Raw genomic sequence first — 13155 nt, forward strand, 5'->3', positions numbered from 1 at the left:
TCACTCCGTCTCGACCACAACCGGGATGCGCGCCAGCCGGCTGCGCTTCTCTTCGGGCGTGGCGGGTCGGATCTGGCCACGCTCCGGCACGAAGGCCACCCGATCGTCGCCGGCCTCGCTGTTGACGAAATGCCGGAAGCGGCTGCGCACCTGCGGGTCGTTCACCGCCCGCTTCCATTCGCACTCGTAGCTGTCGATCACTAGCCGCATCTCCGCCTCCAGCTCGGCGCCGATGCCCAGCCTGTCGTCGACGATCACCGCGCGCAGGTAATCCATGCCGCCTTCCAGATTGTCGCGCCACACGCTGGTGCGCTGCAGGCGGTCGGCGGTGCGGATGTAGAACATCAGGAAGCGGTCGACGTAGCGGACCATGGTTTCCGTATCGAGGTCGCCGGCCAGCAGTTCCGCGTGCCGCGGCTTCATGCCGCCGTTGCCGCACACATAGAGGTTCCAGCCCTTTTCGGTGGCGATGATGCCGACGTCCTTGCTCTGCGCCTCGGCGCATTCGCGCGTGCAGCCGGACACGGCGAATTTCAGCTTGTGCGGCGAGCGCAGCCCCTTGTAGCGGTGCTCCAGGTCGATCGCCTGGCGCACCGAATCCTGCACGCCGTAGCGGCACCAGGTGGAGCCCACGCAAGACTTCACCGTGCGCACGGACTTGCCATAGGCATGGCCGGATTCGAAGCCTGCCGCGATCAGCTCCTCCCAGACCAGCGGCAACTGCTCCAGCCGGGCACCGAACATGTCCACGCGCTGGCCGCCGGTGAGCTTGGTATACAGGCCGTACTTGCGTGCGATCTGGCCGATCGAGATCAGTCCGTCGGGCGTCACCTCGCCGCCGGCCATGCGCGGCACCACCGAATAGGTGCCATCCTTCTGGATGTTGGCGAGGAAGTAGTCGTTGGAATCCTGCAACGAAGCGTGTTCCTGCTGCAGCACGAACTCGTTCCAGCAGGAAGCCAGGATGCTGGCCACCACGGGCTTGCAGATGTCGCAGCCCAGGCCGTGGCCATGGCGTGCCAGCAACTCGTCGAAGCGACGGATGCGCTCGACTCGCACCAGGTGATAGAGCTCCTGCCGCGAATGCGCAAAGTGCTCGCACACGTGGTTGTCCACCGCCAGTCCGGCGCGCACCAGCTCCGCCTTCATGATCTGCGTGACCAGGGGCATGCAACCGCCGCAACTGGTGCCGGCCCGCGTCGCCTGCTTGAGTGCATCGAGCGAGGCGGCGCCGGCCGCCACCGCCTCGCACAGCTGCCCTTTGCTGACGTTGTTGCACGAGCACACCTGCGCCGACGCCGGCAACGCATCGACCGCCAATCCCGGCTTGGGTTTGCCATCGCCTGACGGCAGGATCAAGGTCTCCGGCGACTCCGGCAGCTCCATGCCGTTGAGCATCATCTGCAGCAGCGAACCGTAATCGGCCGCGTCGCCCACCAGCACGCTGCCGAGCAGGCGCTTGCCGTCCTCGGACACGACCAGCTTCTTGTAGACCTGCCGGCGCTCGTCGCTGAACTGGTAGCTGAAGCTGCCCGGCGTGGCACCGTGGGCGTCGCCGATGCTGGCCACGTCGACGCCCATCAGCTTGAGCTTGGTGGACATGTCCGCGCCGGCGAATTCCGGCAAGTCGGGCGCCGGGCGCCGGGCCTGCAGCGCATAAATGTGCTTGGCCACCACCCGCGCCATGTCGTAGCCCGGCGCCACCAGGCCGAACACCTTGCCGCCCCACTGCGCGCACTCGCCGATGGCGTAGACGTCACGGTCGCGCGTGCGGCAGAAGTTGTCGACCATGATGCCGCCGCGCTGGCCCACGCCCAGCTCGCTCTGCCGGGCCAGCTCGTCGCGCGGGCGGATGCCGGCGGAGAATACGATGAGGTCGGTTTCCAGATGGCTGCCGTCGGCGAACTCCATGCGATGGCGCCGCGCGGCGCCGTCGACGATCCGCTGGGTGTTCCGGCCGGTGTGCACCACCAGACCGAGGTCCTCGATCGCCTTGCGCAGCATCTGCCCGCCGCTGTCGTCCACCTGCACTGCCATCAGGCGCGCGGCGAATTCCACCACGTGCGTTTCCAGCCCCATGTCGCGCAACGCCTTGGCGCACTCCAGCCCGAGCAGGCCACCGCCGACCACCACGCCGTGCTTCGACCGGCCGCCCCACTCCGACAACGCATCCAGGTCGTCCAGCGTGCGGTAGGTCAGGCAACCGGGGCGGTCGCCGCCCGGAATCGACGGCACGAACGGCGCGGAGCCGGTGGCGATCACCAGCTTGTCATAGGGCAGTTCGTCACCATCGCTTGTCGTCACGCGCTTCCGCGCGCGGTCGATGCCGGTCGCACGGGTCGCCAGCCGCAAGCAGATTCCGGCCTGCTCGAAGAACCCGGGTGTCACCAGCGACAGCTCCGCCGCGGTCTTGCCGGAGAAAAACTCCGACAGGTGCACCCGGTCGTAGGCCGGCCGCGTCTCCTCGCCGAGCACGGTGATCTCCAGATCCGGCGGCTGCAGGGTCGCCAGCTCTTCCAGCAGCCGGTGCCCCACCATGCCGTTGCCCACCACGACTAGTCGCGTCGTCATATCGATGCCCTCCCCGTGGGATCCGCCGACAGCCCTCTCGCTTGCAGCAGAACGTTCTGCCGCAAGGCCTCCTGGTACAGGTGTTCCTCGCTGGCCACGTGCTCGCGGCTGAAGCGCACAGCGAGTGCGCACAGGGAACCGGCGATCACGAAGCCGCCAAGCGCCGCAAAGGTGTGCTGCACCGAGCCGATGTATTTCTGCAGGAACCCGGCCGCAACAGCGCCGACGTTGCCGCCGGCACCGATGATGCCCGCCACGCCACCCAGTGCCTTGCGATCGACGAAGGGCATCAGCGCATAGGTTGCCCCGCACGCCATGTGCATGAACAGGCCGAAAGCCAGCATCGTCGCCACCGCCATGGCCACGCCTTGCGTGTTCGAGAAACACAGCAGCCCGACGCCTTCGCAGAACATCAGCGCGCACAGAAGTCGCGCACGGGACGCCAGGCCTCGCCTGCGTGCCAGCCGATCGGACGCCATGCCGCCCATGGCCCGTGCGAACAAGGCCAGCAGACCGAATCCGCCGACGGCCAGGCCCGCGCCATGCAGGCTCAGCCCGAAGTGGTCGACGTAGTAAGAAGCCGCCACCCCATGCACGAAAAGTTCGATGCCGAAGCAGCCCGCATAGGTGATGCACAGCGCCCACACCCGGTAGTTGCCGGCCGCCTGGCGAAACGCCATCCAGCCACCCGCTTTGCCTTGGCCTGCAGCACCGCCGTTTACGCTCGGTCCGCGGCAATCGCCTTCCGGGCTGTCCTGGGTGAACTTCCAATACAGCACGCCCACGATCACCATCAACACGCCGGGCAGCAGCATGACGATGCGCCAACCGAGACGGTGGTCCACGCCGAGCGCAAGCACACCCGCCAGCGCCAGCGGTATCGCCGCCTGCGCGACGCCACCGCCCGCGTTGCCCCAGCCGGCCGCGGTTGCGTTTGCTGTACCCACCACGTTGGGCGCGAACATCACCGACGTGTGGTACTGCGTGATCACGAAGCCTGCGCCGACTGCGCCGATCGCCAGGCGCACGATCAGGAGCGACACATAGCCCTGCACGAACATCATCCCGAACACCGGAATGGAGCCCAGCAGCAAGAGTCCAGCATAGGTGCGTCGCGGTCCCAGCCGGTCGCACAGCGGGCCGACAAGCAGGCGTCCGAGGATGGTCATCGCCACGGCGGCGATGGTGACATTCGCCACCTGGTCAGAACTGAGTCGGAGATCTTCCCGCAGCAGCGGCATCAGCGGAGCCACCGCGAACCACGCGAAGAAACAAGCGAAGAACGCCAGCCAGCTCAGATGGAACGCACGCATCTGGGGCGTGCGCCATTGGAACAATTCGATCCGTGTCGCCTTGCCCGACATGAGTTTCTCCGATCGAAGATTTACGGATCGCCTTCTGCACGTTGCCGTGCAAAACGCATCTCTGGTTCGCTCGGAATATTGCGAAGCAACATGCATGCCAGCGTGAGCATCGACGGGAAAACGCGGGTCAGCGGATTTTCTGGAGCTGTCCGGCCCGCGATATGCACCATCTGCCGCGCGGTTTTCTTTGATTTGCACCACTGCCGTGCAGTTGGCGGTCTACTTCATCGAGCCCCCGGGCAAAACCTCAGGTGATACGCGCGCCGATTACCGAAGCAGTGGTCGTGGCAACTCGCGACCCATCGAGCCGCCAACCCGATACGACGGCATGGTTCAAACGACGACCTGTCACCTGTGGAGTTCGAGCGGCGCTACGCGCAACGAAGGTCCTGAGCGTCTACGGAACTCTGGGCGGACACTCACTAGCCGCGATAACCCACCCTGATCACCCTGCCCGCGCAGCGCGCATCCCGTCAGGCTACCGAAGTGGACGAGCCTGCAGTTGAACACTGGCGCATCGCTGGTTTACTCAGACAACCGAGCGCACCACGCCACCATCTACCCGCATGGCGGCACCCGTGGTTGCCGAAGCCTGTTCCGAAGCGAGATACACCGATAGGCTGGCCACCTCCTCCACGGTAGCCAAACGCTTGATCAGTGAGGCGGGACGGTGGGTGGCGATGAATTCCCTTTCCACCTGCGCCTGCGGCACGCCGCGCTCGGCGGCGATCTTGCCGAAGAATTCGCTCACGCCTTCAGACAAGGTCGGGCCAGGCAGGATCGAGTTGACCGTGACGCCGGTACCGGCAAGGGTTTCGGCCAGGCCGCGCGATACCGCGAGCTGGGCGGTCTTGGTCACGCCGTAGTGCACCATCTCGGCTGGAATCTGCATGCCCGACTCGCTCGATATGAACTGAATGCGCCCCCAGCCGCGCCTGGCCATGCCCTGCGCATAGTGCCGCGACAGGCGCACGCCGCTCATCACGTTGACTTCGAAGAAGTGCTGCCAGTCGGCGTCCGGGATGTCGTAGAAGGCCTTGGGCTCGAAGATGCCGAGGTTGTTGACCAGGATGTCTGCCTCCGGCACCGCCTCGATCAGTGCGTCCACGCCCGCAACCGTGCCGAGATCGGCAGCGACGCCGCCGAGCTTCGCCTGCGGCAGTTCCTTCCTGATCGCGGCGAGCGCTGCATCGACGCGTGTTTTCGTGCGACCGGTGACCACGACGTGTGCGCCAGTGCCGGCCAGTCCTTTGGCGATGGCCAGGCCGATGCCAGCGGTGGAGCCGCTGACGATGGCGGTGCGAGCGGAGAGATCGATGTGCATGGGAAATATCCTTCAAGGGCGCTGTCGCGCCGGGCGACAAGCAGGAAGCAGGAAGCGGGAAGCGGGAAGCGGGAAGCAGAGGCATGTGCAGCCGTGCCGGAGAGAAGCCATTCCATTTCTGCATCGATGATGATGCATCCGAGTGACCTCCCGGAGCCCGGCGAAGCAATCCCCTCTCCCTCCGGGAAAGGGCGCCCCGCAGGGCGGGTGAGGGTACGCAGTCGCCTCATCGTGCGGCCCGGCCTCGGTGTCGCTCTGCGCGCAGCCGTACCCTCATCCGGCGCTACGCGCCACCTTCTCCCGAAGCGAGAAGGGACAAGCCGGCCGCGACGCGAAGCCATCGGGTGGCATTGGCTTGGAATTGGAATCACGCGGGTGTCGCTCGATCCGCGGCTCGTTGACCGACGAAGAGCGTGGCACCGGCGACCGGCGCCACGCTTCGATGCAACTCGGGCACGGGGGACGTCACCCTGTCGGAACGGCACGACCGGGCACGCAGGAATTTCATTGTCATGAGCAGCTCCTGGCCGAAGAGGGAAATCTCATGCGGCAGAAGCGGGATTGACTCCTCTCCCCGCCTTTTCTGAAAACTGGGAAGCGGCTCCTTCCCACGACTTCCTCTCTCCAGGAAAGCCATCTTCCCAAGTTTCAGACGGTCCGAAAATCGCCGGGCCGTGAAGGGGCGCGGATTCAAGACGCGTTGCCGTCCAGCAGGCGTTCCATCTTGCCGGCTACATATTGCAGGCCGACGATCATCACGCCCAGTGCGGTGCCTTCGGCCGCGGCCATCAGGATCAGCGGCCGGCGCTGTTTGCGCACGGTCATGCCCAGCACCTGGAAGCGACCGGCCTGCACCGTCAGCAGATCCATCGACCGGCTGCCCAGTTCGGGACGCAACTCGCACATGGCGGCATCGCCGATCGACAGCAGCGAGCTGGACAGCGCCGCCAGCTTGCCTACCTGTTGCTCGTCGACCCCGAGGGAACAGACGTTGAAGCCGTCCGGCGTGCACAGCACTGCCGCGCTCAGATTGGGAATGCGCTGGGGGATTTCTTCCATGACTGGCAAGACAAACCGGCCGAGGGCTGCGGATTCCATGGTCCATCTCCTTTCAAGGGGTGATGCAGGCGGCGGGGCACTGCCCGAAGCTCCGGCCGATGCCGCCGCCAACGGTGAGTTGGCCGGACCCGGAGACACTAGGCAACGCCGGCGGACACTGACGGACATGGCGTGCTGAGTGCCACCATGATGGCTTGCAGCACACTGTCGGCTTGTCGCGGATCGGCGGTGATCACCGGCGCCAGCGGGTGAAACTCGCCGGTCAGATCACGGTACGGGTCCAGTGCGCTGTCCGGGCTATCGTCGGGCAGCCGGGTCACGGCCACCGCCAACCGCGACAAGGCGTTGCGCGCGGCCAGTACCTCGAGCCAGAAGCGGCCGTCGGCCAGGGCGCTGGGGCGATTGCCATACAGCCAGAGCACGACCGCCGAGCTGCCGGGCAACAGCGAGTCCCACATGGCCTCGAAGCGTTGCTGACCGGGAACCCCGATCAAGCCCACGCGCTCGTCGCCGGCAAGGCTCCATTCACCGTAATCAAGCCCCACGGTGGTGGTGGTCTTGTCCTGGTTTCCGAGTATCCGGGTTTCGTCGCTGGCAATCTCCGTGCTGGTCACGGGAATGTCCGAGACCGCACGCAGCGCGGTGGTCTTGCCCACTCCGAAGGGGCCCACGAATACCACCCTATGCTCGGTTTGGTAACCCAGTACAACCTTCATTTGTCTGTCTTTCCGCAAGGGTGTAGTTGAAGGCGCGCGTAGCGCCGGGGACAGACGGCCAGGCTGCCTTCCTCGCTCCTCGAAGCCGGGTCCGACCACGGCCTCTCCCCGCGTGCGACGTCACGCCTGTGCTCTGCGGGCATACAGGCCGATGGCGCCTGCGCTGAATAGGCCAGGACATCCTCTGGGTCCATCAGCCGTTTCATTTCGTTGAAAACCGGGCCAGCACGCGTTTGATCAGGCCTCGATGCAGACGCTCGTCGCCGGTTTCGCCGGCACTGGTTTCGGCCGGCTGTGTGGCGGGCGCGTCGGTGTCCACTTCCAGCAAGCCGTCACGGTGGGCGTCAGCCAGCAACTGGTCGAGTACCGTCGCCGTGGCTCCCCATTGCAGCGCCTGCTCGTAGCAGATCGGAGCCCTGAGCAGATGCGAGCAGGTGATGGTAAGGCGCAGGCGGTTGCCGTAGCGGCTGACATTGGGCCATCGAAGCAGGTGCAGCCGTTTATTGCGCCACGGCGAGGCAGCGGCGTCGGGGTCGGCATGGCGATCAGGCGGGACCGGTACCTGGGGCAGCGCCCTCAGGGTGGCGGCGTGCGGATCCACCCAGTCGAGGACCAGCCGCGTGCGCAGCGGCGGTTTGAAGAACGTCCACGACGAGCGAGGCATCTGGCTCAGGAGCCTGGCGATAAAAGCCACTTTCGGCTTGTGGCTGACCTGATCATAGCGCTCGGCCAGAGCGGCAATATCAGCCTCGGCCGCGCTGTCGACGATCCACCATTGCGCCTGTGCAGATGACGAAGTCCATTCCCATGGCAAGGAGGTCAGGCGCAGCGTTGCCATGAAGGCCTTGGTTCCTGGCGCGTCCCTGGTTGATGACCAAACGGAATAATTCATCAAATCGTTCACATGCCGTCGGAGGTTGGATAGCGGCCGCGCGGAAGATTCTTCGAGGGCCGCCATCCGCCCGGATACGGATGCCGCAGCTTGTGTTGCCTGCACGCGGATGCTCGGCCAGGCAGACAACCAGGGGCCCGGAGCCTGTGAAGATTTCCCCTTCCTGTGGAAATCTTCATCGGCGCGTCCGGCGCATGTCCGTACGCACCTCCGTAAATCAGCCACTTGCATGCCTGCTTTGCGACCGGCCATCCGTGCCGGACTTCGAGTTTGAAAAACCCACAAACTCCCAGACTGCGGCGCGCCGGTGCCGGGTCAAGCCGAGGGATCGAGCGGACTGGCGGGATTTTCTAGCTACGCGCCTTGGCAACGGCTTCGAGCGCACGCGGAATGACGATGCTGAACACAATGCCCATATTGGCCTTGCGCGAATTCAGCAACAGCCCCTGCCGCAGATCGTCACCGTGGCGAAGAATCAACACCGAATTGTCGTCCTTGAGATCGACCAGGAAGTAGCGATCCAGCAAGGGAAAACCCGATTCACCGAGTATGCGGCTGATCTCGTCGGTCACCTGATTGAATAAAGCGACGGCAGCCGGTTGCTGGTTGTGGCCCACCAGCGACAGGCCGGTGTCGGCCACCCATATGTCGGTGGCGATGAGGCCGTCCTTGAGCATGCTGCGCAAATCAGCGACCAATTGCTCAAGCTTGGAGATATCGATGTCCAGCATGCCAAACCCTCCCCTGTTGCTTGCAGAACCTTTGATTGTCGAATCATGCAGCCGATGCTGCACACGTCCGGATGATCGATCCCGGCGGGACAAGGCGACCTGACCGGCGACCTCGCTCCACCGCTCGTTACGTGATTCGGGGCAGTGCCGCCGCTTCACGAAAAGCAGGATTTCCGATGCGCTATCGATGCTGCCATCGATTCAGAGGCGGGCCAGGCGCAATTCGGTCAGATGTTCGCGCACGAAATCGATGCGGTCCTGCCCCCAGTAGATCTCCTCGCCGACCATGAAGGTGGGCACGCCGAAGATGCCGTGCTCCTGTGCCCTCCTCCAGTTTTCTTCCAGCACCTCGTGGCGAACCGGATCGTCGGCGGCGGCGGCCGCAGCGCGTCGATCCAGACCCACACGTTCCGCCACCGCCAGCAATACGTCCAGGTCGCCGATGTCCTGGCCTTCGGCCCATTCCGCACGCATGACCTCGATCACATAGGGCCGCAACCGCCCCTGTTCCTGTGCGAGCAGGGAAACCGCGCCGGCGCGCGTCGGGTCCGTGGTCTTGGGCGGCGGGTTGTAGGGAATGCCCATGCGCCGGGCGAAGCGGCCGACATCCTGCCGCGCAAGGGGCACTTTGAGCTTGGCGCGCTCCGGCGGCGACCGGCCGCTCCAGCCGCCCAGCGGTAGCCACACGAGGTTCACATGGAACTCGTCCAGCAGGTCGAACATGCGCTTGGAGGCCAGGTAACAGTAGGGGCTGCGAAAGTTGAAGAAAATCTGCAGATCAACCGCTTGCATCGTTCATCTCCATGACGGCCAGGCACCCGGCTCGCCGGCAACTCGGACAGGATAAGGTCGGACTTCGACGATTGCCGTCCGCATGATCACGTGATCGCCGGCCTGCCGCGCTCGTTACGGTGGAAATCTTCCCGCCGCATCCGGCCAGCATGTCGACGCGCGGAAGCGTTCTTCCGGAAACCAGGCGGAGGTCGCGCACGACCTCCGCCACAACCGCGGAGGGCGTCAGTCACCGCCTCCCGAATCACGCATGTTCTGCACCTGGAACAGGCTGGGCGGATTCAGCTTGTACGAGATCTGGCCCTTGAAGTGGCCGGTGGTGCAGTGCATCGCCTCCAGGTCGACCATCGAGAACGAGTCGTCGATCGGGATGCCCGAATGCTTGTTGATCGGCAGGTGGTGGTCCGGATCGGTCTTGCCGATGATGAAGCTCTTCCACAGATTGCCCTTGCGGTCGTAGATCAGCGTGCGCGACAGCGCACCGGTCTGCGCATCCACAAAGAACAGGCGCTTGCTGATCGGCGACCCGTTGTTGACCGGCACGGCCTCCAGTTCGTAGGTCTTGCGCAGCTGCCAGGTGATCTCCGGGAAGCAACCGCCCTGGCCACCGAACGCGACGAACTTGTAGCCGTCCGGCTGCGGGAATTCGTCCGACAGCTTCAGCTCGTTGTGGCGGTACAACGGCATCAGGATGTCCTTGGCGCCCTTGTAGGTCCACTTCATCTCCGCCACGCGGTCGTTGTAGCCCTCGAAGTCCTGGATCATCAGATCCGAGCCGAGGAACGAGTCCGTGGTCTGCCCGGTAGGCAACCGCCGCACGCGCCGCTGGAAGCCAAGGTACAGATAGGCGTCGTCCTGCTTGCGGTCGTCGTCGTAGCGCTGGATCAGCAACTGCGTATTGCGCACGTCGTCCGGACTCAGCACCTTGACGTAGATGCCGCGGTACAGGTCGGAGGGGTTGGGGGTGACCTCCGGGATCGGCGCGTCCTCGAACCGGTGCTTGTAGTTGAGGAAGTTGAACTGGAAGTCGATGACGCGCTCCACCTGCCCCGTCTTCATGTTCCGGTATTGCCAGTAGAACGGGTTGATCGTGCCGTTGTCGCCCCAGTTCACCCCATGCAGGAAATTCCAGGCCAGCTTCAAGCCCGCCTGCGGGTCGTCCAGCGAAGGCTCCTGCGGAAACGGCCGGCCGGAAACGTAGCCTTCGAGCTGCAGCGTCTTGGGATCCAGCTTGACGTTCTTGTAGCTCGCCTTGGTCGCGTCGCGGAAGCTCTTGGTCAGCAGCTCCGAGAAGGTCGGCTTGGTCTGCACCTTGTACCAGCCGTTCTTGATGTAGGTGTACATCGCCGGGTCCAGCATGCCCTTGTAGGTTTCGACGTTGTCCTTGTCGATGACCACGCCCGGGGTGTAGCCCGGGAAGGTCGGCATGCCCTTGGCGTAAGGGTTGAACGAGGCATCCACGACCGGATCGCCGGTCGGGCTGTTGTTCTCGACGTAGTTGTTGCCCTGCTCGGCAGCGATGACCGCCACCGAGGACAGCGCCAGCAACGCGGCGAGCACGGATGCGAGTGGTTTGTTGTTCATGACGCCTCTCCTGGAGAATGTGGTGTTCATGGGTTCCGCCTGCCGCTCAGAAACTGGCGCGCAGCTTCACGAAGAGCTGGTTTTCCTTGCCCGCCGTGCCCAGCGGCCCGGCACGGAACCGTCCCAGCGGCTCGATGCCGCCCAGGCCGTAGGAGCCGTCGGTGAATGCCTGCGGAGGGTTCGCGCCGGTGTACGTGGTGAACGGCGCCCACGGATTGCACGAGCGGCAATCGTCGAAGTTGTAGCGGCTCAGGTCGTTGTAGTGCAGCAGCGCGCCCGCCGTGAGGCTCAGATGGTTGTTGACTAGCCAGTTCACCGACGGGGAAATGGTCCCGGCGTTCGCCTTCCAGTCATGCGCGAACAGCAACTGCGGGCTGAGGCGGCCATTCATGTAGGTCGGCTTGATCAGCAGGGTGAAGGTGAGGTCGTTCTTCCAGTCGGGGATGCCGGTCGGCCCGAGCGGACTCTGGCCGCGCTGGTAGTCGAAGATGTGCTGGAAGAACAGCTGGGCGGAAATCAGCGTGGCCTGGCGGCCGCTGATGCCGGGGATGAAGGTGAGCCGGTCGATGCCGAGCACCGAACGGAACACCGGGTTGCGGGAGTACAGATTGGGCCTCAGCGTGTTGGAGAACTCCTCGCCGGTGGTGTAGGCGCCCTCGAAGCGCACGGCCGACTTGGCCCACTCCCACTGATAGTCCAGCGAGCCGCCGATCAGATTGATCCGCGGGAACACCATGTCGAACGCGATCAGGCTCCGCACCGGTATGCCCGGGATCGGCGACGCGGTGTTGCCCGGCTGGCCGGTGAAGGCGTTGGTCGCTGCGCCGTTGATCGAGTGCAGGCTGGGCAACTGCGAGCGGTAGGTCAGCGCGTTCAGCGAAAAGCCCAGCGTGCCGCCCGCCGAGACGCCTTCGAACTTCAGGCCGATCGGGGAGTTCTTCAGCGTCCACGCGGGCATGTTCACGTTGCGGATGCCGATCTGGTGCGGGCCGAAGTCGGTGGCCGCGTACATGCCCGGCGTGCCGGGTGGCACCGAAGCGAAGTTGGAGACGGTGCCGCCGTTGTCCCACAGGTTCTTCATGCCGCGGAAGAAGCAACCGGCATCCAGGATCGCGTTGGGCGTACCGCACTGGCCGAGATTGTTGGGGCGGAATTTTTCCATGTTCCAGACCAATTGCAGATTGGATTCCTGGAACCACGACGACGCGCCCATGCGGTATTCGACCGTCGTGATGAGCATCGGGATGCGCGCATCCTCGAGCTCGTCGTAGATGTTGTTGCGCGAATAGTCCACCGGGTTGATCACGTCGAGCACGCGGAACAGGTCCGTCCGCCCCCAGATCACCTGCTGACGACCGACCTTGACGAACACCGACTGTGTCGACGAGAGCGGGATGTTGCCGCTGACGTAGATCTCGCGCAGGAAGTCGAAGCGATTGTTGAACTCCGGGAACTCCAGGTCGTGCCTGCTCAGGTTGCCGTAACCGCCGAAGTTGGCGCAACCGCGCGAATCCACGTTGCAGGGCCGTACCGGCACGCCGAACTCGACGCCGCCACCCGTGGTCGAGTGCCAGCGCTGGCCCAGCACCTGCATGCCCTGGTTGGGGTTGTAGTTGGCCGCGTTGGGGTTGGTGGAATTGATCCCGAAGGCATTCGTGGGAGGCAGCCCCAACGCGGTCGCCTCGGCCTGGTTGATGCCGCCGCCATGCGGGACGAATGCCTGCGAGAGGTTCGGGAACGGGTTGCCGGGGATGCCGGCGAAGACGGGCGACGCCGTATTCTGCAATACGATCGGCCCGCCGGCCTTGTCGCCGTATTCCTTGTCGTTGAGACGGTAGACACCGTCGTAGGTGCCGCGCAAGGTGGCGTGGAATTTCCATTGATCGGACAATTTCTTGTCCAGGGCGAGCTGGAACGTGTTGCGCTCTTTCGACAGCCCCACCCTGTTGCCGGTGTAGTCCTGGCCGCGGAACTGGGTTTCGTTCTCGTAATACCCGTGCACGATCCAGCCCGTCGAAGACGACTGCGCACGAGCAAGGCACGGCAACGACAACAGGGACGCGCCTGCGATCGCAAGGATCTTACTGCTTTGTTTGGCTTTCAATTTCACCTTCATTGGTAC

10 protein-coding genes are annotated in these 13155 nt (G+C 64.5%); all 10 read right to left on the bottom strand.

Features of this window, described 5'->3' with window-relative positions; genetic code table 11:
• The 10 genes from nirB to AC1Q5A_RS07400 all read right to left on the bottom strand — a co-directional run bounded on the left by nirB (window position 1) and on the right by AC1Q5A_RS07400 (window position 13035).
• Window positions 1-2571: a nitrite reductase large subunit NirB gene (gene nirB, locus AC1Q5A_RS07355; protein WP_492699740.1), complete on the bottom strand. Its 2571-nt coding sequence runs from the start codon at window positions 2569-2571 to the stop codon at window positions 1-3.
• Window positions 2568-3935: an MFS transporter gene (locus tag AC1Q5A_RS07360; RefSeq protein ID WP_492699742.1), complete on the bottom strand. Its 1368-nt coding sequence runs from the start codon at window positions 3933-3935 to the stop codon at window positions 2568-2570. The genes nirB and AC1Q5A_RS07360 overlap by 4 nt, the downstream gene beginning before the upstream one ends.
• 529 nt (window positions 3936-4464) lie before the next feature.
• Window positions 4465-5259 (bottom strand): SDR family NAD(P)-dependent oxidoreductase, encoded by a 795-nt coding sequence (locus AC1Q5A_RS07365; RefSeq protein ID WP_492699744.1) that lies wholly within the window; start codon window positions 5257-5259, stop codon window positions 4465-4467.
• 690 nt (window positions 5260-5949) lie between these two features.
• Window positions 5950-6357, bottom strand: a complete 408-nt coding sequence (locus AC1Q5A_RS07370) for a hypothetical protein (protein WP_492699746.1) — start codon at window positions 6355-6357, stop codon at window positions 5950-5952.
• A 98-nt stretch (window positions 6358-6455) separates the two neighbouring features.
• Window positions 6456-7034 carry a GTP-binding protein gene (locus AC1Q5A_RS07375; RefSeq protein ID WP_492699748.1) on the bottom strand — a complete coding sequence of 193 codons (579 nt, stop codon included), beginning with the start codon at window positions 7032-7034 and terminating at the stop codon, window positions 6456-6458.
• A 202-nt stretch (window positions 7035-7236) separates the two neighbouring features.
• On the bottom strand, window positions 7237-7872 hold the full coding sequence (locus AC1Q5A_RS07380) for a hypothetical protein (protein ID WP_492699750.1): 636 nt from the start codon (window positions 7870-7872) through the stop codon (window positions 7237-7239).
• A 404-nt stretch (window positions 7873-8276) separates the two neighbouring features.
• Window positions 8277-8657: a hypothetical protein gene (locus tag AC1Q5A_RS07385; RefSeq protein WP_492699752.1), complete on the bottom strand. Its 381-nt coding sequence runs from the start codon at window positions 8655-8657 to the stop codon at window positions 8277-8279.
• A 201-nt stretch (window positions 8658-8858) separates the two neighbouring features.
• Entirely contained in the window at window positions 8859-9449 is a 591-nt protein-coding gene (locus AC1Q5A_RS07390) for a 2-hydroxychromene-2-carboxylate isomerase (protein WP_492699754.1), read from the bottom strand.
• Window positions 9450-9674: 225 nt separating this feature from the next.
• On the bottom strand, window positions 9675-11033 hold the full coding sequence (locus AC1Q5A_RS07395) for a DUF1329 domain-containing protein (RefSeq protein WP_492699756.1): 1359 nt from the start codon (window positions 11031-11033) through the stop codon (window positions 9675-9677).
• A gap of 46 nt (window positions 11034-11079) precedes the next feature.
• Window positions 11080-13035, bottom strand: coding sequence for a DUF1302 family protein (locus AC1Q5A_RS07400; protein WP_492699758.1), 1956 nt, complete (start codon window positions 13033-13035; stop codon window positions 11080-11082).
• Between the last annotated feature and the right edge of the window lie 120 nt (window positions 13036-13155).

The sequence above is a fragment of the Rhodanobacter sp. GW835-FHT13D09 genome, from assembly GCF_058793995.1.